Source organism: Streptomyces sp. NPDC051976 (assembly GCF_040680795.1).
In the GTDB taxonomy this organism is placed as follows: Bacteria; Actinomycetota; Actinomycetes; order Streptomycetales; family Streptomycetaceae; genus Actinacidiphila.
This window is the reverse complement of sequence record NZ_JBFAXL010000098.1, coordinates 1-20,769: the sequence shown is the minus strand read 5'-3', so window position 1 is coordinate 20,769 and position 20,769 is coordinate 1. Positions and strand designations below refer to the sequence as shown.

Below are 20,769 nucleotides of genomic sequence, written 5' to 3'. Positions count from 1 at the left end.
CATCCGGTGGTCAGTGTTTACCCGCGGTGTCCTCTCCCCACCCCCCCCCTGCCCACGAAGCGAAGCCCGACGGCCCGCCGGTGACACCGGCGGGCCGTCGGGCTTCGCTGTGCGGTCAGTTCAGCGGCGTGTCGAAGTTCTTCGCCGTGATCTTCGTACCGTTGGACGCCTTCGCGGCGAGCCGCTTGTACCGGAGCACGAGCTTCTTCGTGTCATTGCCGGGGGTGAACACGACCCAGCCGGTCGTGGTCTTACCCGTTTCCGCGTCGGGCAGCGGCGGATATCCGGCGGCCTTGGTCTCGTCATCCAGGATCGTGGTACTCGCCTGGTCTATCCCATTGGGCATACCCGTCAGGTAGAACGAGTCGGCGCCGAAATTGTCGTAGTACTTGCTGCTCGCCGTCACCTTCACTTCCACGAGCACGACCTCCTCATCCGCCAGCGCGGAGTATTTGGCCTTCGCCGCCGCCGAAGGCTGGTACCCCGTCACGTACTTGAGGATGGTCGCCTTGTCTCCCATCACGTCATCGGTGAACGACTTGTTCACCGCCACCGGCTTGCCGGACGACCCGCTGTCACCGCCTGTCGCCGACGCCGACGCGCTGGGCGTGGCACTCGCGGACCCCGTGTCACCAGGCGTCGCGGATGTCGTCTGCGACGGCGAGGTGCTGGTGTCGGCCGAGTCGCCCGAGTCGTTGTTGCACGCGGTGAGCAGCGCGCTCCCGGCGACAACGGCCGCCACGACAGGAAGACAGGTCTGTATACGGACGCGCATGGCGCAAAACCCCCGTGGAATCGAAAACGAGTTCCGAAACGGACTCCCAGGCCGTTTCCGGAACTCACCGTTCACTCGAACAGCTAACGGCGGCTGGTAACTATACACGCAGTCAACTTGCGTCCCGCACTCACCCGTTGAAGGCTTTTCGCAGGCGTTGTGCTGCTTCTGTGAGGACGTCTTCGCGTTTGCAGAAGGCGAAGCGGACCTGGCTGCGGCCGGCCGTCGGGTGGTCGTAGAAAACGGAGTTGGGGACGGCGACGACACCGCAGCGTTCGGGGAGTGCGCGGCAGAAAGTGAGAGCGTCGGCGTCCGGGGCGAGTGCGGCGATGTCGGTGGTGATGAAGTAGGTGCCCTGCGGCCGGTGGACGGTGAAGCCCGCGTCCGTGAGCCCGGCGGCGAGCAGGTCGCGCTTGCGGCGCAGATCGTCGCGGAAGGCGGTGTAGTACGAGTCGGGCAGGGCGAGCGCCTGCGCGATGGCGTACTGGAAGGGGCCCGAGGCGACGTAGGTGAGGAACTGCTTGGTGGTGCGGACGGCCGCGACCAGCGCGGGGGAGGCCGTCACCCAGCCGACCTTCCAGCCCGTGAACGAGAACGTCTTGCCCGCGGAGGAGAGTGAGACCGTGCGCTCGCGCATGCCCGGCAGGGAGATGAGGGGGGTGTGGACGGCGCCGTCGAAGGTGAGGTGCTCGTAGACCTCGTCGGTGACGACCAGCAGGTCGCGCTCGACGGCCAGTTCCGCGATGGCGGCCAGCTCGTCGGGCGTGAGGACCATGCCCGTGGGGTTGTGCGGGGAGTTGAGCAGCAGCAGCCGGGTGCGCGGGGTGACCGCGTCCCGCAGGGCGTCCACGTCGGGGCGGAAGTCGGGGGCGCGCAGGGTCAGCGGGACGCGGACCGCGCCCGCCATCGCGATGCAGGCGGCGTACGAGTCGTAGAACGGCTCGAACGCGATGACCTCGTCGCCGGGTTCGAGCAGCGCCAGCATCGTGGCGGCGATGCCCTCGGTGGCGCCGGCGGTGACCATGATCTCGGTGTCGGGGTCGAAGGCCAGCCCGTAGAAGCGCTGTTGGTGCTCGCTGATCGCCTGGCGCAGCTCGGGCACACCGATCCCCGGCGGGTACTGGTTGCCCCTGCCGTCGCGGATCGCCCGCACCGCCGCCTCGGCGATCTCGGCCGGACCGTCGGTGTCGGGGAACCCCTGCCCCAGGTTGATCGCCCCGGTGGCCGCCGCGAGCGCGGACATCTCGGCGAAGATCGTCGTCCCGAGGCCGTCGAGACCCCGGTTCAGCAGCGGCCTGCCCGGCATGTGCGCCCACCCACTTCCCGATCTGACAAACGATGACGAGGGAGATCGTCTCAGCAGGGGAGCGCGCGAACGTACCTGAACACCTGAACCCTTAAACGCTCCAAGGGATGGAAAGTACGCACAGATGGGTAAAAAGGCTGAGAGCCGCCTGTGATCCGTGCTTCCGTAGTTCTCAGATCTATCTACCGGACCCCACGTGGGCACGAGCCGACGCAATCTCTCGTCCAGATGCGGGTCGGCCCATCAATCCACTGCTGCGTGCTTGCGGAGCCGACCCATGCTCACCACTCTCCAGACCGCCTATACCGACACCCGTGCCGGGGACCTCGCCTGGTGTCTCGGTAAAGACGCGCTGCCCGCCCTCGCCGTGCTCGACGTCGAGGTCGGGGACGCCCGAGGGCCGCGGGCCCAGGTCGAGTTACGGCTGCTCGGCGCGTCCCACCAGGTGCTGGTGGACGCCGGGCGCGGCGGCGGCTGCTCGGAGACGGTGGCGTGCATGCCCGGCAACCAGGCGTCGCTGCCGTTCGGCGTGGCACGCCGGGTCGGGTCGTGGGACTACGAGTTCGCGGCCAGGATCGAGACGCTGTCGGTGGGCTCGTTCGCGGGCCGGGCACAGGAGTTGCTGGCGCTCGTGGCCGACCATCCGAACGGCCTGGCGGGGACCTTCCCCGGCGATCCGCACGCGTTCACGGCCATGTTGGCGCAGTACAGCGAGGGGAGCGTGCGCTGGCGCACCTGGCACGCGTATCCGCAGGAGGGGCGGTTGGTGACCACCAGGACGCGCGTCAGCGCACTGCCCCCGCGCGCCTCCTGACGCGCCCGCGGACGCCCGACCCGTGCCGTGCTCCCGGTACCTCCGACACCCCGGGGGCACGCTCCGGCCGTGCCCCCGAACGCCTCCCGAAGCGCCGTCAACCGCCGCCGATTGCACCCTTGTGGGTGACGGGTTGCGACGCGGCCCTGACATAGCGTGCACAGCATGATCGACCAGACCGGCCGCCAAGCGCCGCCCCTCGGCCTGCGGCTACCCGTGCCCGCGGGCCCGGCCCGTGCGCTGGTCCTCGCCGCCGTCTTCGTGTGCGCCGCCTGCGGCCTGGTGTACGAGCTCGAACTTGTCGCCCTCGCCTCCTACCTGGTCGGCGACTCGGTCACCCAGGCGTCGGTGATCCTGTCCGTGATGGTCTTCGCGATGGGCTGCGGCTCGCTGCTCGCCAAACGGCTGCGGTGGCGGGCGGCGGCCGGTTTCGCCGCCGTCGAGACCGCGCTCGCGCTGGTCGGCGGGCTGTCGGTGATGGCGCTCTACGGCTGCTTCGCCTGGCTGGGCCAGGCCCGGCTCGCCATGGTCGGCTGCGCCTTCGCCATCGGGGTGCTGATCGGCGCCGAGGTGCCGCTGCTCATGACGCTGGTGCAGCGGATCAGACGGCAGGACGCGGGCGGCGCGGTCGCCGATCTCTTCGCCGCCGACTACGTGGGCGCGCTGGTCGGCGGGCTCGCCTTCCCGTTCCTGCTGCTGCCGCACTTCGGCCAGCTGACCGGGGCGCTGGCCACCGGGGTGGTCAACGCGCTGGCCGGCGGCGCCACCGTGCTGTGGCTCTTCCGCGGCGACCTGTCCGCCCGCTCCCGCGGCTGGCTGCTGGCCGCCAACGTCGCGGTGCTGGCCGTGCTCGCCGTCGCGGCGGCGAGCGCCGGGGCCTTCGAGCATGCCGCCCGCCGCGCGGTCTACGGCGGCCAGGTGCGGGTCGCCGAGCAGACCGCCGTCCAGGAGATCGTGCTGACCGGCGGTGTCGGCTCCGGCACGCCGCTACGGCTCTACCTCGACGGACGGCTGCGGGTCGACGGCCCGTCCTCCCGGCGGTACGCCCAGGCACTCGCCCACCCGGCCATGAACGGCCCGCGCGGCCGGGTCCTGCTGCTCGGCGGCGACGACGGCCTCGCCCTGAAGGAGGTGCTGCGCTACCGCCAGGTCCGCTCGGTGACGGTCGTCGACGCCGACGGCGAGCTCCAGCGCCTCGGCCGCACCGACCCCGGCCTCACCGCCCTCAACGGCCACGCCTACGACGACCCGCGCGTCGCCGTCGTCACCGCCGACGCCTTCGACTGGCTGCGCGGGGCGAGCGGGCGGGACGCGGCGGGGGGCGGGGGCGCGGGGTCGGGCGGTGCGAGCTCGGGCCCGGCCAGCGGGGGCTCGAGCTCGGGCAGCGCAGACTCAGGCTCGGGCGGCGGGACGGGGGCGGCGCCGTACGACGTGATCCTCGCCGACCTGCCGGACCCGGGCGCCTCGCGCAGCGCCAAGCTGTACTCGGAGGAGTTCTACGGTCTCGCCGCGCGGGCGCTGGGCGGCGGGGGGCGGCTCGCGGTCCACGTCCGCGCCTCCGCACACGCCCTGTGGACGGTCGACGCCACGCTGCGGGCGGTCGGGCTGCGGACCACCCCGTACGCGGTCGGCCCCGGCGGCGACGAGGGTTTCGTGCTGGCCGCCCCGACCCGGACGGCCCCCCGGGTCGCCCTCCCCCCGGACGCGCCGGCCCACCTCGGGCTCACCCCGGCGGCCCTGCGGCAGGCGACGGCCGCCGCCCTCCGCACCCGCCCGCCCGGCCGGCTGCCGTCCTCCACGCTGCTCCGGCCGCGGATCACGGACTAGGGCCGCGCCGGAAAAAGTCCCGCCGTCACCCCGCACGTGGCGGGCGGTGGTGGGTAGGCTCCGCCGCATGGAGCACGAGTTCTTCGTCCCGGTCACCCCCGCCCGTCTGAGCCGCGCCCTGCGCACCCCGGCCGTGGTGTCGGCAAGCCTGCCCGGCTGGCAGCCGGACCCGGATACCGACGGGACGCCGGAAGGCGCGGACGTCGGCCGGATGCGGCTGCGGGTGGCGGGCTCGACCATCACGTACCGCGGCAGCGTGCGCGTCACGGGCGAGTCGTCGCCGTTCGCGGTGGAGGCGAGCGGCACCGAGGTGCGGGGGAGCGGCGGGGTCAAGGCCGTACTCGAGATCGGCGTCGCCGAGGCGACCCACCCCGAGCCGGGCGCGCTGCTGACCTTCCGCGGCAGCGCGGAGGCCGATGGGCGGCTGACGACCTACGAACCCGAGGTGGTGGAAGCCGCTGTCCGGCGCCTGCTGGACCGTTTCTCCACAGAGCTCGCCGCGCACGCTCCGGAGGAGGACACCGAGGCGGCGCCGCAGGCGCAAGACCTGGCCGAGGGGCCCGACGAGCCCGAGGTCCAGGACGAGCCCGAGGTCCAGGACGAGGCTGAGGTCCAGGACGAGGCTGACGCGCAGGACGAGCCTGGAACGCGGGACGAACCGCACGCCGACGACGAGCCCGAGGACGACGTCGTCGACGACGACGGTGAGCCCGTCCCGCCCTCCGACCTCGACGACTTCGAGCTGGTCGAGGTCGAGGTGGAGGTGCCGGAGAGCGCCGCCGCGCTGGACGACCTGGAGCCGCCCGCCGAAGCCGCGCACGCCCGCCGGACGATGATCGGCCGCAGCGCGGAGGAGGTCGACCACGCGCCGCCGCGCGGCCGCTACGCCCCCGTACCGGCGCCCGACGCGTCGTCGGCCGCGGCCACCCTGCGCTGGGCGGCCCCCGCGGCGGCCGCGCTCGTCGCATCCGCCGTGGTCGTCGGCCGGGTACTGCGTCGCCGGAAGTAACTCCCGCCCCGCTACGCTCGTCCCGTGTCCAACGAGATGAAGCTGACGGCGGGCGACGCCGAACTGACCTTGCAGCCGGACAACGGCTGCCGGATCGCCTCACTGAACGTCGGCGGGACCGAACTCCTGCGTCAGGGAGAGAAATTCGGCGCCTTCCTGATGGTGCCGTGGTGCGGCCGTACGGAGAACGGCATCTTCCGTAACGGCGGGGTGACCCACCAACTCCCGGTGGACGCGCCCCCGCACGCCATCCACGGCACCGGCCGGCACACCGCGTGGCAGGAAGCCGCCCCGGCGACCGCGAGCACCGCCTCGTACAGCTTCGAGCTGACCGACCCCTGGCCGTACCCGGGCCGGGTCACCCACACCGTCGAGCTCTCCGCGCACTCCGTGAAGCTCACGATGGGCGTCGAGGTGGGGCCGTCCGGCGTGTCCTTCCCCGCGCAGGCGGGCTGGCACCCCTGGTGGCTGCGCAACCTCGGCCAGGGCGGGCAGGACGTCGAAGTGGCGTTCACCGCGGCCTGGCAGGAGGAGCGCGGTGGCAACCACCTGCCGACCGGCAACCGGATCGACCCCAAGCCGGGCCCCTGGGACGACTGCTTCGGGATGCCCGGCGGCGTCGATGTGACGCTGACCTGGCCGGGCGAGATGAAGCTGCGGATGGAGAGCCCCACCGAGTGGGTCGTGCTCTACGACGAGCAGCCCGAGGCGATCTGCGTCGAGCCGCAGTCCGGCCCGCCCAACGGTCTGAACACCCACCCCCGCCTGGTCACCCCCATCGACCCGCTGGAGATCAGCACCGTCTGGTCGTGGCAGAAGCTCGGCTGAGCCGCTCGGCTAATCTCGTCGCCATGAGCGACGACGTACGCGATGCCCTGCTGCGGCAGATCAAGGACAAGGCCGTGGTGCACGGCAAGGTGACCCTCTCGTCCGGGCTTGAGGCCGACTTCTATGTCGACCTGCGCCGGATCACGCTGGACGGCGAGGCCGCGCCGCTCACCGGACAGGTGATGCTGGACCTCACCGCCGACCTGGACTTCGACGCTGTCGGCGGCCTGACCCTGGGCGCCGACCCGGTGGCCGGCGCGATGCTGCACGCCTCCGCCGCGCGCGGGCAGCGCCTCGACGCCTTCGTGGTCCGCAAGGCGACCAAGGCACACGGCATGCAGCGCCGTATCGAGGGCACCGACGTCAAGGGCCGCCGCGTGCTGGTCGTCGAGGACACCTCGACCACCGGCGGCTCGCCGCTCACCGCGGTCGAGGCGGTACGGGAGGCGGGTGGCGAGGTCGTCGCCGTCGCCGTCATCGTGGACCGCGGCGCGGCCGAGGCGGTGGCCGCGGCCGGGCTGCCGTATCTTGCCGCCTATTCGCTGACGGACCTCGGTCTGAGCTGATCAAGAAACTCCTCGCAGGTACTCTGACCTGCGATGTTGCGGCCTCCGGAATGTTTCACGTGAAACACTCCGGAGGCCGTTGTGCACTGCCCGTACACCGAGGTGGTGTATTCGTTCGCGTCTGGGAAGATGGGGGCGACGATGACGTCGCCACGCCAGCAGGACCACCCGCAGATATGAGGAGCGGACACGATGCCCATCGCAACCCCCGAGGTCTACAGCGAGATGCTCGACCGGGCGAAGGCAGGCAAGTTCGCCTACCCGGCCATCAACGTCACCTCGTCGCAGACGCTGCACGCCGCGCTGCGCGGCCTCGCCGAGGCGGAGAGCGACGGCATCATCCAGATCTCCACGGGCGGCGCGGAGTTCCTGGGCGGCCAGTACAGCAAGGACATGGTGACGGGCGCGGTCGCGCTCGCCGAGTTCGCGCACATCGTGGCCGAGAAGTACCCGGTGACGGTCGCGCTGCACACCGACCACTGCCCCAAGGACAAGCTGGACGGATACGTCCGCCCGCTGCTGAAGATCTCCCAGGAGCGCGTGGCCGCCGGCCGCGACCCGCTGTTCCAGTCCCACATGTGGGACGGCTCGGCCGAGAACCTGGACGACAACCTCGCCATCGCCAAGGAGCTGCTGGCCGAGGCCGTCAAGGCCAAGATCATCCTGGAGATGGAGATCACCCCCACCGGCGGTGAGGAGGACGGCGTCTCGCACGAGATCAACGACTCCCTCTACACCACCGTCGACGACGCCTTCCGTACCGTCGAGGCCGTCGGCCTCGGTGACCAGGGCCGCTACCTGCTCGCCGCCTCCTTCGGCAACGTGCACGGCGTCTACAAGCCCGGCAACGTCGTACTGCGCCCCGCCATCCTCAAGGAGCTGCAGGACGCGGTGGCGCAGAAGTACGGCAAGGCCAACGCCTTCGACTTCGTCTTCCACGGCGGCTCCGGCTCCACGGTCGACGAGATCAACGAGGCGCTGGAGAACGGCGTCGTGAAGATGAACATCGACACCGACCTGCAGTACGCCTTCACCCGGCCGGTCGCCGCCCACATGTTCAGCAACTACGACGGCGTCCTGAAGGTCGACGGCGAGGTCGGCAACAAGAAGACCTACGACCCGCGCGTGTGGGGCAAGGCCGCCGAGGCGGGCATGGCCGCGCGCGTCGTGGTCGCCGCCGAGAACCTGCGGTCCGCCGGCAACAAGCGCAAGTAGTTCATGCGGCTCTCGCGCGGGCAGTTCCGCGCGGGCGGCTCGTGCTGTTCCGCAGGCCCCCGGGTGTCCGCCCCGGGGGCCTGCGGCGTGCTCGGCCCGGGGCGTTCCGGTTGCCCCGGCCGGTTTCCGCCTGCTGTTTTCCGTCGTACGGCCCTTCGCGTCGCCCCGCCGCGCACCGGCTCGGGCAGACTGGAAACCATGGCCATCAACGAAAACCTGCTCGGGGGACCCGCCCCCACCCATCTGCCCGACGACCCGGAGCCGCGTGAGCTGCTCGCCTCCGGTACGGCGCCCGCCGAGGTCGCGGCCAAGTACCCGGCCTCTTCGCTGGTCTGGGCCCAGCTCGCCGACGACGCCTTCGAGGGCGGCCGTGTCGTGGAGTCGTACGCGTACGCCAGGACCGGCTACCACCGCGGCCTCGACGCGCTGCGCCGCGCGGGCTGGAAGGGCCACGGCCCCGTGCCGTTCGAGCACGAGCCGAACCGCGGCTTCCTGCGCGCCCTGCACGCCCTCGGCCGCGCCGCCCAGGCGATCGGCGAGAACGACGAGTACGAGCGCTGCACCGTCTTCCTGCGCGACAGCTCGCCGACCGCCGCCGACACCCTGAGCTGACGACCTTGGGCTGACGCCCGCACCCCTTCGTCCGCAGGTCCCGGCCCCCCGGCCCCGGCTCCCACCCGCGCCCCGGGTGAATGTCGCAGTCTTGCCACAACGGGAAGCCGACACGCTCTTCTCCGTACCGGTGTGCGATTCTGATCCGTGTTGTTCACACGCAGCACAGGAGCGTCACCGGGGGCCGGGACCGAGACCAGGACCGGGGTGGCCAGGACTCCCGCTGCGCCAGCGCAGGGGGAGTTTTGGCACAGCGTCGCCGCCGACGTCAGCACAACCGCCGACGGGCGAAGAGCCGCAGCGCGATAGTCGGGCCGCTCGTGCTCGCCGTTCTCGTCGTCCTGGGTGCCGGTGCCGGCTACGCCGCCTGGACCCACGGCAGGAGCGGCGCCTCGGCGGCCGCCCTCGACGACGGCATGTCGCCCACCACTCCGCCGCCGGACACCGGCACGGCCACCACCCCGGCCTCACCCTCGGCCCGGCCGACCACCACCCGGCCGACCCCCAGGGCCTCGAAGCAAGCGCCGAAGACCCACAAGCCGGCCAACGTCCCGTCCTCGGGCAGCGGCGCCTTCCACACCGCCGACGCCACGGGCGACGCCTCCGGGCACGGCACCATCCGCCGCTACAAGGTCGAGGTCGAGGGCGGTATCGACCTGTCGCCCAGCGTGGCGGCGCACGAGATCTCGGACATCCTGGCCAACCCGCGCGGCTGGACCGCCGACGGGCACGACGGCTTCCAGCTCGTCTCCTCCGGGTCCGCCGACTTCGTCATCAAGATCGCCACCCCGAACACCGTCGACGCCATCTGCGGCGCCGCCGGTCTGCTCACCCACGGCGAGGTCAACTGCGACGTCGGCTCCACCGTGGTGGTCAACCTCAAGCGCTGGATGCTCGGCTCCCCCGAGTTCAAGGGGCCCATCGAGGGGTACCGCGCCCTGATCATCAACCACGAGGTCGGGCACCGCATCGGCCACGGCCACGAGGGCTGCCCCGGCCCCGGCAAACTCGCCCCAGTGATGATGCAGCAGATCAAGGGTCTGGACGGCTGCAAGGCCAACGAGTGGCCCTACGACTCCAGCGGCCGCTACATACAGGGCCCGCCCGTACGCTGACGACCGCCCGGCAGGGGCAACACCTGCCCCCGCCGCCTCCATCGGGCCTTGCCGGATCCGGTCGCACCGCAGATGATCGCGGCGTAGCCCGGTGACCCCGGGCCCCGTTCTGGAGGTATCACCATGTCCGATGCACCGACCGACGAGGCGGCGACCCCGAACCTCTCGTTCGAGGGCACCACACCGTACGAGGACTACGTACAGGCGTCCGTCCTCACCCACCTGCAGCACCCGCTGTCCGACGAGCCCGGCGAGATGGCCTTCCTGGTCACCACCCAGGTCATGGAGCTGTGGTTCACCCTGCTGGTCCACGAATGGACCACGGCGGCGGCCGCGATCCGCGAGGACGACCTGCGCACCGCGATGGCCGCGCTCAAGCGCAGCCTGCCGGAGCTGGAGTCCCTCAACGCCTCCTGGAAGCCGATCGCCAATCTCACCCCCGCGCAGTTCAACGCCTACCGGTCCGCCCTCGGCGAGGGCTCCGGATTCCAGTCCGCGATGTACCGGCGGCTGGAGTTCCTGCTCGGCGACAAGTCCGCCTCGATGCTGGTGCCCCACCGCGGCACCCCCAGCGCCCACGCGGAGCTGGAGAAGGCACTGACCGAGCCCAGCCTCTACGACGAGGTCCTGCGGCTGCTGAGCCGCCGCGGCTACGCCGTACCGGCCGAGGTCCTCGACCGCGACCCGGCGCTCCGCTATGAGCCGCACCCCGAGGTCGAGCGCGCCTGGCAGAGCGTCTACGCCGACCCCGACCAGGACTCCGACCTGATCCGCCTCGGCGAGGCCCTCACCGACGTCGCCGAACTGGTCTGGCGCTGGCGCAACGACCACCTGGTGGCGACCCGCAGGGCGATGGGCGCCAAGGCCGGCACCGGCGGCTCCGCGGGGGTGGCCTGGCTGGAGAAGCGCGCCACCAAGAACGTCTTCCCCGAGCTCTGGACGGCCCGCAGCCATGTCTGACCCCACCGCGCACCCCGAGCAGCCCGCAGCCGCCGCCCCGGCCGCCGCCGGAGCGGCCGCCACGGCCGTCCAGACGCCCGCGTACGGGGACGGCGGCCCGGCGGCCGTATCCGGAGCCCCGGAGTCCGCTCCCGCGGCCCTGGCGGCCCGCGCGGCCGCGCTCGACGCCGCCGACCCGCTGGCCGCCGTCCGCGACCGCTTCGCGCTGGACGACACCGTCTATCTCGACGGCAACTCGCTCGGCGCGCTCTCCACCGGGGTGCTGCCCCGCCTGACCGACGTGGTCACCCGGGAGTGGGGCGAGCTGCGCATCCGCTCCTGGGAGGAGAGCGGCTGGTGGACCGCCCCCGAGCGGATCGGTGACCGCATCGCCCCGCTCGTCGGCGCCGCGCCGGGCCAGGTGGTGGTCGGCGACTCGACCAGCGTCAACGTGTTCAAGGCCGTGGTCGCCGCGGTGCGGATGGCCCCCGCCGACCGCACCGAGATCCTGGTGGACGCCGCCACCTTCCCCACCGACGGCTATGTCGCCGCCTCCGCCGCCCGGCTGACCGGCCACACCGTACGGGCCGTCGCCGCCGGGGAGATGGCCGCCGCGGCCGACGACCGCACCGCCCTGGCCCTGGTCAACCACGTCGACTACCGCACCGGGCGGCTGCACGACCTGCCCGGCATCACCGCCGCCCTGCACCAGGCCGGTGCCCTCGCCGTCTGGGACCTGTGCCACAGCGCGGGCGCGCTCCCGGTCACCCTCGACGCGTCCGGCGTGGACCTGGCGGTCGGCTGCACCTACAAGTACCTCAACGGCGGGCCCGGCGCCCCCGCGTACCTCTATGTGCGGCGCGACCTGCAGCCGCGCTTCGACTCGCCGCTGCCAGGCTGGAACTCGCACGCCGACCCCTTCGGCATGGCCCCCGGCTACGAGCCCGCCGACGGCGCCCCGCGCGGGCGGGTCGGTACCCCGGAGATCCTCTCGCTGCTCGCGCTGGACGCCGCGCTCGACGCCTGGGACGGCGTGGACATCGCCGACGTCCGCGCCAAGAGCCTCGCGCTGACCGACTTCTTCCTCGACTGCGTGGCCGCGCTGCTGCCGCCTGGACTGGTCGAGTCCGTCACCCCCGCCGATCACGCGGAGCGCGGCAGCCAGGTCTCGCTGCGCTGCGCCGGGGCCGGTGAGGTCATGCGCGAGCTGACCGCCCGCGGCATCGTGGGGGACTTCCGCCGCCCCGACGTGCTGCGCTTCGGCTTCACCCCGCTCTACACCCGCTACGCCGACGCGCTGCGCGCCGCACGCGTGCTGGCCGACGTACTCGTACCCGAAGGGACCGCGTAACCGATGTCCGCAGCCGACTCCTCCACGTCCCCACCCACGGCCGGGGCCACGGCCCCAGACGACCGGGCGGCGGCCGAGGAGGCGTCGGCCTTCGGCCACGACCCGGTGCCCGCCGACGCCACGCTGCCCTACGGCGACCACCCCGACCAGGTGATCGACTTCTACCGGCCCCGCCCCACAGGGCGCGCCGCGGGCTCGCCCGTCGGCCCCGCACCGCTGGTCGGCCTCTTCCACGGCGGCGCCTGGCGAGCCCCCTACGACCGCGCGCACGTCTCCCCGCTCGCCGCCCACCTGGCCGCCCACGGCTTCGCGGTGGCCTCGGTGGAATACCGCCGCGGCGGTATGACCGACGCGCCGCAGCAGGTGCCGGACACGGCCCTGCCGCCCGCCGGGCGCTGGCCCGACACCCTCGACGACGTGGCCGCGGCCGTGGACGCGCTGCCCGCGCTGGCCGTGCGCGCGCTCGGCGACGACACCGTCGACCCCCGCCGTACCGTGCTCACCGGCCACAGCGCCGGCGGGCACCTCGTCCTGTGGGCGGCCGCACGCCATGTGCTGCCCCCCGAATCCCCCTGGCACCGCCCCTCACCTCCCCGTCTGCGCGGTGTCGTGGCCCTCGCCCCGATCGCCGACTTCACCTCGTCGATCCGGCTGCACGTCTGCTCCGGCGCGGTCCTCGACCTGCTCGGCGGCCCCGACCACCTCACCGCACGCCTGCCCCACGCCGATCCCGCCGCGCTGCTCCCCACCGGAATCGCCACGACCATCGTGCACGGCACCACTGACAACGTGGTCCCGCCGCAGGTCAGCCACGCTTTCGTCCGCGCCGCCGCGGTCGCCGGCGAGGAGGTCGTCACCGCCTGGCTCCCCGCCACCGGCCACTTCCCCCTCATCGACCCCACCACCGACGCCTGCGCCACCGTCACAGACGAACTCACCCAACTCGCCTGGTAACCCCCCACCCTCGCCGCGCTTGCGGAGGGCCAGGCACCATCGTGCCCCGTTAGGGGCGCGGGGAACTGCGCGACCAGCTGTCGCGTGGCTGCAGGTCACCACCGGCCCCAATGGGGCAGACGCGTTGTTTTCGGACCACCGGCCCGGTGGGGGCTGGTCGCGCAGTTCCCCGCGCCCCTTCGGGGCTCGACCTCTTCCGCCGGGGTCGACGCCCCGAACAACACGAAGCCCCCCGCCGGGCAGGGCAGGGGGCTTCGTCAGCGTGCGGGCGCGCGCCCGCCCCGGTGCGGCCCGGGGCCGACAGGCGACCGAGCGTCAGCGGGACCGCTTGGCGAGGCGCTCCACGTCGAGCAGGATGACCGCGCGGGCCTCCAGCCGGAGCCAGCCGCGGCCGGCGAAGTCCGCGAGGGCCTTGTTGACCGTCTCGCGTGAGGCGCCGACGAGCTGGGCCAGTTCTTCCTGGGTCAGGTCGTGCACCACGTGGATGCCCTCCTCCGACTGCACGCCGAAGCGGCGGGAGAGGTCGAGCAGCGCCTTGGCGACCCGGCCGGGCACGTCCGAGAAGACCAGGTCGGACATGACGTCGTTGGTACGGCGCAGCCGGCGCGCGACCGCGCGCAGCAGCGCGGTGGACACCTCGGGCCGTACGTTCAGCCACGGCTGCAGGTCGCCGTGGCCCAGGCCGAGCAGCTTCAGCTCGGTCAGCGCGGTGGCGGTGGCGGTGCGCGGCCCGGGATCGAAGAGCGACAGCTCACCGATCAGCTCACCGGGCCCGACCACGGCCAGCATGTTCTCCCGGCCGTCGGGCGAGGTGCGGTGCAGCTTCACCTTGCCTTCGGTGACGACGTACAGCCGGTCCCCGGGGTCACCCTCGTGGAACAGCGAGTCGCCACGCGCGAGCGTGACCTCCGTCATGGAGGCGCGCAGTTCAGCGGCCTGCTCGTCGTCGAGCGCCGCGAAAAGCGGGGCACGGCGCAGAACGTCGTCCACGAGCTCTCTCCTTGTCGACATCGCCGGGTTGTCCCCATGATGCATGACGTCTCAAACAGTGCGATCAATCACAAGGATGTCTTATGTATGCCCGCAGTCGTGCTCCGGGGGTCCGATTGGGGGTGTGATCTTCGCGCCCCGGCACGGATGTCAGCGGCGAGGCTTAGGCTGGCCGGGTGTCAGATACGCCGAGCGTGCAGAGGAAACGGGCGGCCGGAGCGGCCGAACGGGTGACCCCGTCACGGGATTCCGCTATGAGCGAACAACCCTCGCGGACCGCCCTGGTGCGGCGTGCCCGCCGCATCAACCGCGAGCTGGCGGAGGTGTACCCGTACGCCCATCCGGAGCTGGACTTCGAGAACCCCTTCCAGCTCCTGATCGCCACGGTGCTCTCCGCCCAGACCACGGACCTCCGGGTCAACCAGACGACTCCGGCGCTGTTCGCCAAGTACCCCACGCCCGAGGACATGGCGGTGGCCAAGCCCGAGGAGCTGGAGGAGATCCTCCGGCCGACGGGCTTCTTCCGCGCCAAGGCGAAGTCGGTGCTGGGGCTGTCCGCCGCCCTACGCGACCGCTTCGACGGCGAGGTCCCCGGCCGACTCGACGACCTGGTCACGCTTCCCGGCGTGGGCCGCAAGACGGCAAATGTCGTCCTGGGCAACGCTTTCGGCGTCCCCGGGATCACCGTCGACACCCACTTCGGCCGCCTGTCCCGCCGTTTCGGCTGGACGGTCTCCGAGGACCCGGTGAAGGTCGAGCAGGACGTCGCCGCCCTGTTCCCCAAGTCCGAGTGGACGATGCTGTCGCACCGCGTCGTCTTCCACGGCCGCCGCATCTGCCACGCCCGCAAGCCCGCCTGCGGTGCCTGCCCGATCGCGCCGCTCTGCCCCGCGTACGGCGAGGGCGAGACCGATCCGGAGAAGGCGAAGAAGCTGCTCAAGTACGAGAAGGGGGGCGCCCCCGGGCAGCGGCTGAAGCCGCCGCCGGATTATCCGGGGCAGCCGGCGCCCCCGCTGGCGGGCCGATGACGCAGGCCCGGGGGGCGGACGGAGCGATCGAGCCGGGCGAGGCGGTGGACGCGCCCGGGGCACAGGGCGCGCCGGACCACCCCCGGTCCATAGCGACGCCCGTCGAGGTCAGCGCCGCCGGGCTGCCGCAGTGGCTCACGCCGGTGGCCGACGCGGTGCCCCACGTACGCCCGGAGCAGTTGAGCCGCTTTCTGCCGCCCGCGCGCGGCGGCCGCCAGTCCGCCGTACTGATCCTTTTCGGCGAGGGCGAGCACGGCCCCGATCTGCTGCTCATCGAGCGCTCCAGGGCGCTGCGTTCGCACGCGGGGCAGCCGTCGTTCCCCGGCGGCGCGCTCGACCCGGAGGACGGCGATCCCGAGGGCGACGGTCCGCTGCGCGCGGCGCTGCGCGAGGCCGAGGAGGAGACCGGTCTCGACCCGTCCGGCGTGCAGATCTTCGGCGTGCTGCCCCGGCTCTACATCCCGGTGAGCGGCTTCGTGGTCGCCCCGGTGCTCGGCTGGTGGCGCAAGCCCACTCCGGTCGGTGTGGTCGACCCGGCGGAGACCGCCCGGGTCTTCCGGGTTCCGGTGGCGGATCTCACCAACCCGGACAACCGCGCCACTCTCACGCACCCCAGCGGCTTCCAGGGGCCGGGCTTTCTCGTGGAGGGCGCGCTGGTGTGGGGCTTCACGGCCGGGCTCATCGACAAGATCATGCACTTCGCGGGCTGGGAGTTGCCCTGGGACCGTCAGCGTAAGGTCCCGCTCTCCTAGATTGCCGTGAGACCGTGTTCCCCGTGAACGTGCTGGACTTTCTGCTCATCCTCGCCGCCGTCTGGTTCGCCGTGGTCGGTTACCGGCAGGGCTTCGTCGTCGGAGTCATGTCGGTGATCGGCTTTCTCGGCGGTGGCCTCGCGGCGATCTACCTGCTGCCGCTCGTCTGGGACAAGGCGACGGACGACGCCACGCCCGGCTCGGTGGCCGTGATCACCGCGGTGGCGATCGTCATCGTGTGCGCGTCCGTGGGACAGGCGTTCACCACGCACCTGGGGAACAAGCTCAGGACGCGGATCACCTGGTCACCGGCGCGCGCCCTGGACGCGAGCGGCGGCGCGCTGGTCAATGTGCTGGCGATGCTGCTGGTGGCCTGGCTGATCGGCAGCGCGCTGGCGACCACGACGCTGCCGACGATAGGCCGCGAGGTGCGGTCGTCGAAGGTGCTGCTGGGCGTGTCCCGGGTGGTGCCGCAGGAGGCCGACACCTGGTTCACCGACTTCAGCTCCACCCTCGCGCAGAACGGCCTGCCGCAGGTGTTCGGCACCTTCGGCTCCGAGCCGATCACCTCGGTGCCCGCCCCCGACCCCGCCCTGGTGCACAGCGCCGTGGTCACCGGCGCGCGCCGCAGCATCGTGAAGGTCGTCGGCACCGCGTCGGGCTGCGGGAAGGTCCTGGAGGGCTCGGGATTCGTCTTCGCCAAGGACAGGGTGATGACCAACGCCCATGTCGTCGGCGGCGTCTCGGAGCCCACCGTGCAGATCGGCGGCAAGGGCCGCCTGCACGACGCCCGCGTGGTGCTCTACGACTGGCAGCGCGACATCGCCGTCCTGGACGTGCCCGGCCTGGACGCGCCCGCGCTGCACTTCGCCACCAACGACTCGCGGTCCCGGGACGACGCCATTGTGGCGGGCTTCCCCGAGAACGGCGGTTTCGACGTGCGGGCGGCCCGCATCCGCGGCCGTATCCAGGCCAACGGCCCGGACATCTACCACCGCGGCACGGTCCACCGCGACGTCTACTCCCTGTACGCGACCGTCCGCCAGGGCAACTCCGGCGGCCCGCTGCTCACACCCGACGGCGAGGTCGCGGGAGTCGTCTTCGCCAAGTCCCTCGACGACGCCGACACCGGCTACGCGCTCACCGCCGACGAGATCGCCCCTGACGCGAGCCTCGGCCGCAGCGCCGACCACCAGGTCGACACGGAGAGCTGCGCGCTCTGAGAGCCCCCCTGCGGGGCTTACTCGGCCCGGGTGTGCCGGAGACGGGCGCCGACCCACCGGGCGCGTCGCCCGAGGATGCGCGGGATTCCGATCTGGCGCTCCCCCGGGGGGAGTACGGCCACGGTCGCCGTGTTGTTGACGGCGGCGGAGGTGCTGCGGCGTTTGCGTGATACGTCACGGTAGTCGTGCGTCCAACCCATACCGAGCAACGTGCCCGCGCCTCTTGGTCGGTAATCGCCCTTCCTTCGCCCGGTTGGCTTATGCGCCCGGCATTTTGGCGATCATGCGACAGTCACACCGGGGATCCGGGGTGGCCGCGAACCCGCTCAGCGGTCGGGTTCGGGGTCCTTCAGCCAGTTGATGAGCTCGGTGGAGAACGCCGCCGGGTCCTCCTCGTGCGGGAAGTGCCCCAGCCCGTCGAACAGCCGCCAGCGGTACGGGGCTTCGACGTACTCCCCGCTGCCCGCCGCGCTGCGACTGCGCATCGCCGGGTCGAGCGAGCCGTGCAGATGCAGCGTCGGGACCCGTACCGGCCGCTTCATACGGCGGTTGAACTGGATGCCGTCCGGACGCGCCATGGACCGCACCATCCAGCGGTACGGCTCGACCGCGCAATGTGCCGTCGACGGGATCTGCATGGCCCGCCGGTAGACGTCCACGGCCCCCTCGTCCGGCAGCCGCGGCCCCGACCACTCCTCGATCAGACGCCCCACCAGCGCGGCGTCGTCCGCGACGAGTTGACGCTCCGGCAGCCACGGCGACTGGAAGCCCCAGATGTACGCGCCGGACCGGCTCTGCCGCAGATCGGTCAGCATCGCGTTGCGCCAGCGCCGCGGATGCGGCATCGACTCCACCGCGAGGCGGCGCACCAGCTTGGGCCGCATCGCGGCGGCCGTCCACGCCAGATAGCCGCCGAGGTCGTGGCCGACGAGCGCGGCATCGGGCTCACCGAGCGAGCGGATCACCCCGGTGACGTCCAGCGCGAGGTTGCCCGCGTCGTAGCCGCGCGGCGTACGGTCGCTGCCGCCCACCCCGCGCAGGTCCATCGCCACCGCGCGGAAACCCGCCTCGGCGAGCGCGGGAAGCTGGTGCCGCCACGTCCACCAGAACTGCGGGAAGCCGTGCAGCAGCAGCACGAGCGGCCCGTCACCCATCTCGGCGATGTGGAACCGGGCGCCGTTGGCCGCCACATCACGGTGCGTCCACGGCCCGTCGAGACGTGCGACCGACGCGCCAGAACCCGCTGTGCTTCCCGATCCACCGGCGACACTCATGCTGCAGAGAGTGTCACATCTTCACTTCCACCGCGTTGGCGGACGACGCCTCGATCGCCCTGCCGCTGCCCGGACCGGCCTCCACCTCACGCGGGTGCGGCTTGACGTTCTGCAGCACCGCGGCGGTCTTCTTGGCCGAAGCGATCGAGCGCTCGGGCTTCTTCACCTTCTTGAACTTCAGGTACGCCAGCAGGCCGAGGAACGCCGCGATCAGCACATAGGCGCCGCCGACGATGAGGAACGACCAGGCCAGACCCAGTCCCAGCGCGTGGATGCCGTACGCCGCCGCCATGCTGAGCATCGGCATCGCGAAGAACGCGAGCACCACGGCGACGATGATCGCGCCACTGCCGAACAGCGCGCGCTTGGCGTCCTGGCGCAGCTCCACCTTGACCAGGGCGATCTCGTCGTGCACCAGGGCGGAGACATCCGCCGTGGCGGAGGCGAACAACTGCCCGATGCTGCGCCCGTCACCGTTGTGGGCTGCGCTCATCGCGTCCTCCGTCGTCGATACGTCATCTGTTCGATCACTGTGGCGGTTGCTGTCATGCAGATCATGCCTCAGGCCCCGTCCTCATCGCCGCCGCCCCGGGCCGATTCGGCGAGCCTGCGGTGTTCCGCGGCCTTTTGTTCGAGAATCTCCGCCATCCGCAGGTGGTACGCGGGCTTGTCCTGCTCGTACACGTCCGGGATGCCGTCGCCGTCCTCGTCGCGCTCCTCGTCCTCCCACAGGGCGCGGTACTTGTTGTTGCGGATCTTCAGCAGCACCGCCGCCAGCACCGCCGCGATCACCGAGCCCGCCAGGACCGCCGCCTTCACCTCGGAGGTGAGCACCGGGTCGTCCTCGAAGGCGAGTTCACCGATCAGCAGCGACACGGTGAAGCCGATCCCGGCCAGCGTCGACACGGCGAAGACGTCCGGCCACCGCAGGTCGGGGTTGAGCTCGGCCCTGGTGAAGCGGGCGGCCAGCCAGGTGCCGCCGAACACACCGATCGTCTTGCCCGCGATCAGCCCGATCACCACACCCAGGGTCTCGGGAGTGGTGAACACGTCCTTGAGCGCGCTCGCCGAGAACGCCACACCCGCCGAGAACAGCGCGAACAGCGGTACGGCCAGGCCCGCGGAGATCGGCCGCACCAGGTGCTCGATGTGCTCGCCCGGGGATTGCTCCTCACCCTCGTGTCTGGTGCAGCGCAGCATCAAACCCATCGCCACGCCCGCGATGGTGGCGTGCACACCGCTGTTGACCATCAGCGCCCAGATGACCACCGCGAGCGGCACGTACACGTACCAGCCGCGCACCCCCCTGCGCAGCAGCAGCCAGAAGAGGGCGAGTCCGGCGACCGCTTCGGCCAGCGCGGCGTAGTGGATGGTGGAGGTGAAGAAGATCGCGATGATGAGGATCGCGAAGAGGTCGTCCACGACGGCCAGGGTGAGCAGGAAGGCCCGCAGGGCGGCGGGCAGCGCGGTGCCGATGACGGCGAGGACGCCGAGCGCGAAGGCGATGTCGGTGGCCGTCGGCACCGCCCAGCCCTTCAGTGAGCCGCCTCCGGCGCCGCTGACGACCGTGTAGAGCACCGCGGGCATCGCCATCCCGCACACGGCCGCCACGACCGGCAGCACCGCGGCGGACGGCGTCCGCAGTTCGCCCGCGACCAGCTCCCGCTTCAGCTCGATCCCGGCCACGAAGAAGAAGATCGCGAGCAGGCCGTCCGCCGCCCAGTGCTCCACCGACAGATCCAGGCCGAGCGCCGCCGGGCCGAAGTGGAAGTCGCTCACCGTCTCGTAGCTGTGCGCGGCGGTGTTGGCCCAGATGAGGGCGGTCACCGCGGCCAGCAGGAGCAGCACGCCGCCGACGGTCTCCGCACGCAGCGCGTCCGCGACGAAGTTCCGCTCCGGCAGCGGCAGCCGCCCGAGCAGTACGGCGGCGCGGCGGCGCGGCTGCTCAGTCACGGGGGGCGACCTCCTGTGTGCCGAACCGACGTCCCGGCGCCCCCAAGTCTTGTCGCGATCCCGCCGCGACGCGGCCCGGACGTAGCCCGGACGAGTGAGGGGCACCCGGGAGTCCCGGGTGCCCCTCGGCCCTGCAGCCTTGCGGTCAGTCCTCGGTGGGTGCGGAGGGCAGTTTGCTTTGGATGAGGTCCATGACGGTGGAGTCGGTGAGGGTGGTGACGTCGCCGAGTTCGCGGTT

The 20,769-nt window shown here is 72.0% G+C and carries 21 protein-coding genes; 14 read left to right on the top strand and 7 right to left on the bottom strand.

All coding sequences use genetic code 11. The features are described from left to right. Positions 1–115: 115 nt before the first annotated feature. On the bottom strand, positions 116–775 hold the full coding sequence (locus AB0M29_RS42920; RefSeq protein WP_365392681.1) for a hypothetical protein: 660 nt from the start codon (positions 773–775) through the stop codon (positions 116–118). A 130-nt stretch (positions 776–905) separates the two neighbouring features. Beyond that, on the bottom strand, positions 906–2,081 hold the full coding sequence (locus tag AB0M29_RS42915) for a pyridoxal phosphate-dependent aminotransferase (protein ID WP_365392679.1): 1,176 nt from the start codon (positions 2,079–2,081) through the stop codon (positions 906–908). Between the two features lie 277 nt (positions 2,082–2,358). Here AB0M29_RS42915 and AB0M29_RS42910 point away from each other — a divergent pair, with 277 nt between their 5' ends. The 11 genes from AB0M29_RS42910 to AB0M29_RS42860 all read left to right on the top strand — a co-directional run bounded on the left by AB0M29_RS42910 (position 2,359) and on the right by AB0M29_RS42860 (position 13,311). Continuing rightward, positions 2,359–2,895: a DUF2617 family protein gene (locus AB0M29_RS42910; protein ID WP_365392677.1), complete on the top strand. Its 537-nt coding sequence runs from the start codon at positions 2,359–2,361 to the stop codon at positions 2,893–2,895. 165 nt (positions 2,896–3,060) lie between these two features. Further along, complete coding sequence (locus AB0M29_RS42905; RefSeq protein ID WP_365392674.1) at positions 3,061–4,722, top strand: spermidine synthase; 1,662 nt, start codon at positions 3,061–3,063, stop codon at positions 4,720–4,722. 67 nt (positions 4,723–4,789) lie between these two features. After that, the gene (locus AB0M29_RS42900) at positions 4,790–5,731 is read left to right on the top strand and encodes a carbon monoxide dehydrogenase (RefSeq protein ID WP_365392672.1); all 942 of its coding nucleotides are present in this window, start codon (positions 4,790–4,792) and stop codon (positions 5,729–5,731) included. Between the two features lie 24 nt (positions 5,732–5,755). Continuing rightward, positions 5,756–6,559, top strand: coding sequence for an aldose 1-epimerase (locus AB0M29_RS42895; protein ID WP_365392670.1), 804 nt, complete (start codon positions 5,756–5,758; stop codon positions 6,557–6,559). Between the two features lie 23 nt (positions 6,560–6,582). Next, positions 6,583–7,125 (top strand): orotate phosphoribosyltransferase, encoded by a 543-nt coding sequence (gene pyrE, locus AB0M29_RS42890; RefSeq protein WP_365392667.1) that lies wholly within the window; start codon positions 6,583–6,585, stop codon positions 7,123–7,125. A 192-nt stretch (positions 7,126–7,317) separates the two neighbouring features. Continuing rightward, positions 7,318–8,340, top strand: a complete 1,023-nt coding sequence (gene fbaA / locus AB0M29_RS42885; RefSeq protein ID WP_365392665.1) for a class II fructose-bisphosphate aldolase — start codon at positions 7,318–7,320, stop codon at positions 8,338–8,340. Positions 8,341–8,538: 198 nt separating this feature from the next. Beyond that, a complete protein-coding gene (locus tag AB0M29_RS42880) occupies positions 8,539–8,952 on the top strand; it encodes a DUF3151 domain-containing protein (protein WP_365392662.1) in 414 nt (137 codons plus the stop codon). 245 nt (positions 8,953–9,197) lie between these two features. Next, positions 9,198–10,067, top strand: a complete 870-nt coding sequence (locus AB0M29_RS42875) for a DUF3152 domain-containing protein (RefSeq protein ID WP_365392659.1) — start codon at positions 9,198–9,200, stop codon at positions 10,065–10,067. A 123-nt stretch (positions 10,068–10,190) separates the two neighbouring features. After that, complete coding sequence (locus AB0M29_RS42870; RefSeq protein ID WP_365392657.1) at positions 10,191–11,027, top strand: tryptophan 2,3-dioxygenase family protein; 837 nt, start codon at positions 10,191–10,193, stop codon at positions 11,025–11,027. Next, the gene (gene kynU, locus AB0M29_RS42865) at positions 11,020–12,357 is read left to right on the top strand and encodes a kynureninase (RefSeq protein ID WP_365392654.1); all 1,338 of its coding nucleotides are present in this window, start codon (positions 11,020–11,022) and stop codon (positions 12,355–12,357) included. The genes AB0M29_RS42870 and kynU overlap by 8 nt, the downstream gene beginning before the upstream one ends. A gap of 3 nt (positions 12,358–12,360) precedes the next feature. Then, positions 12,361–13,311, top strand: a complete 951-nt coding sequence (locus AB0M29_RS42860; RefSeq protein ID WP_365392651.1) for an alpha/beta hydrolase — start codon at positions 12,361–12,363, stop codon at positions 13,309–13,311. Between the two features lie 315 nt (positions 13,312–13,626). Here the strand turns inward: AB0M29_RS42860 and AB0M29_RS42855 are convergent, their stop codons facing one another. Next, positions 13,627–14,301, bottom strand: coding sequence for a Crp/Fnr family transcriptional regulator (locus tag AB0M29_RS42855; protein ID WP_033174884.1), 675 nt, complete (start codon positions 14,299–14,301; stop codon positions 13,627–13,629). 254 nt (positions 14,302–14,555) lie between these two features. Here AB0M29_RS42855 and nth point away from each other — a divergent pair, with 254 nt between their 5' ends. From nth to AB0M29_RS42840, 3 genes are read left to right on the top strand one after another with little or no spacing between them, the layout of a single operon-like run. After that, positions 14,556–15,329, top strand: coding sequence for an endonuclease III (gene nth / locus AB0M29_RS42850; RefSeq protein ID WP_365392648.1), 774 nt, complete (start codon positions 14,556–14,558; stop codon positions 15,327–15,329). Beyond that, positions 15,326–16,081 carry a CoA pyrophosphatase gene (locus tag AB0M29_RS42845; protein ID WP_365392645.1) on the top strand — a complete coding sequence of 252 codons (756 nt, stop codon included), beginning with the start codon at positions 15,326–15,328 and terminating at the stop codon, positions 16,079–16,081. The genes nth and AB0M29_RS42845 overlap by 4 nt, the downstream gene beginning before the upstream one ends. Before the next feature lie 23 nt (positions 16,082–16,104). Continuing rightward, a complete protein-coding gene (locus AB0M29_RS42840) occupies positions 16,105–17,304 on the top strand; it encodes a MarP family serine protease (RefSeq protein ID WP_365392642.1) in 1,200 nt (399 codons plus the stop codon). A gap of 17 nt (positions 17,305–17,321) precedes the next feature. On the opposite strand, the gene AB0M29_RS42835 is transcribed toward AB0M29_RS42840, so the two are convergent. From AB0M29_RS42835 to nhaA, 4 genes are all read right to left on the bottom strand, one after another. After that, on the bottom strand, positions 17,322–17,504 hold the full coding sequence (locus tag AB0M29_RS42835) for a hypothetical protein (RefSeq protein WP_365392639.1): 183 nt from the start codon (positions 17,502–17,504) through the stop codon (positions 17,322–17,324). A 126-nt stretch (positions 17,505–17,630) separates the two neighbouring features. Then, positions 17,631–18,578, bottom strand: a complete 948-nt coding sequence (locus AB0M29_RS42830) for an alpha/beta hydrolase (RefSeq protein ID WP_365392636.1) — start codon at positions 18,576–18,578, stop codon at positions 17,631–17,633. Between the two features lie 13 nt (positions 18,579–18,591). Beyond that, the gene (locus AB0M29_RS42825; RefSeq protein WP_365392634.1) at positions 18,592–19,071 is read right to left on the bottom strand and encodes a phage holin family protein; all 480 of its coding nucleotides are present in this window, start codon (positions 19,069–19,071) and stop codon (positions 18,592–18,594) included. Between the two features lie 68 nt (positions 19,072–19,139). Next, entirely contained in the window at positions 19,140–20,531 is a 1,392-nt protein-coding gene (gene nhaA, locus AB0M29_RS42820) for a Na+/H+ antiporter NhaA (RefSeq protein ID WP_365392631.1), read from the bottom strand. Positions 20,532–20,769: the final 238 nt, after the last annotated feature.

What these genes read in the sequence shown, in the direction of transcription:
- AB0M29_RS42845 (WP_365392645.1), top strand. Translation starts at nt 15,326, where the DNA reads ATGACGCAGGCCCGGGGGGCGGACGGAGCGATCGAGCCGGGCGAGGCG.
- AB0M29_RS42905 (WP_365392674.1), top strand. Translation starts at nt 3,061, where the DNA reads ATGATCGACCAGACCGGCCGCCAAGCGCCGCCCCTCGGCCTGCGGCTA.
- AB0M29_RS42860 (WP_365392651.1), top strand. Translation starts at nt 12,361, where the DNA reads ATGTCCGCAGCCGACTCCTCCACGTCCCCACCCACGGCCGGGGCCACG.
- AB0M29_RS42835 (WP_365392639.1), bottom strand. Translation starts at nt 17,504, where the DNA reads ATGGGTTGGACGCACGACTACCGTGACGTATCACGCAAACGCCGCAGC.
- pyrE (WP_365392667.1), top strand. Translation starts at nt 6,583, where the DNA reads ATGAGCGACGACGTACGCGATGCCCTGCTGCGGCAGATCAAGGACAAG.
- AB0M29_RS42910 (WP_365392677.1), top strand. Translation starts at nt 2,359, where the DNA reads ATGCTCACCACTCTCCAGACCGCCTATACCGACACCCGTGCCGGGGAC.
- AB0M29_RS42870 (WP_365392657.1), top strand. Translation starts at nt 10,191, where the DNA reads ATGTCCGATGCACCGACCGACGAGGCGGCGACCCCGAACCTCTCGTTC.
- AB0M29_RS42915 (WP_365392679.1), bottom strand. Translation starts at nt 2,081, where the DNA reads ATGCCGGGCAGGCCGCTGCTGAACCGGGGTCTCGACGGCCTCGGGACG.
- AB0M29_RS42880 (WP_365392662.1), top strand. Translation starts at nt 8,539, where the DNA reads ATGGCCATCAACGAAAACCTGCTCGGGGGACCCGCCCCCACCCATCTG.
- AB0M29_RS42920 (WP_365392681.1), bottom strand. Translation starts at nt 775, where the DNA reads ATGCGCGTCCGTATACAGACCTGTCTTCCTGTCGTGGCGGCCGTTGTC.
- AB0M29_RS42900 (WP_365392672.1), top strand. Translation starts at nt 4,790, where the DNA reads ATGGAGCACGAGTTCTTCGTCCCGGTCACCCCCGCCCGTCTGAGCCGC.
- nth (WP_365392648.1), top strand. Translation starts at nt 14,556, where the DNA reads ATGAGCGAACAACCCTCGCGGACCGCCCTGGTGCGGCGTGCCCGCCGC.
- AB0M29_RS42830 (WP_365392636.1), bottom strand. Translation starts at nt 18,578, where the DNA reads ATGAGTGTCGCCGGTGGATCGGGAAGCACAGCGGGTTCTGGCGCGTCG.
- AB0M29_RS42825 (WP_365392634.1), bottom strand. Translation starts at nt 19,071, where the DNA reads ATGAGCGCAGCCCACAACGGTGACGGGCGCAGCATCGGGCAGTTGTTC.
- fbaA (WP_365392665.1), top strand. Translation starts at nt 7,318, where the DNA reads ATGCCCATCGCAACCCCCGAGGTCTACAGCGAGATGCTCGACCGGGCG.
- kynU (WP_365392654.1), top strand. Translation starts at nt 11,020, where the DNA reads ATGTCTGACCCCACCGCGCACCCCGAGCAGCCCGCAGCCGCCGCCCCG.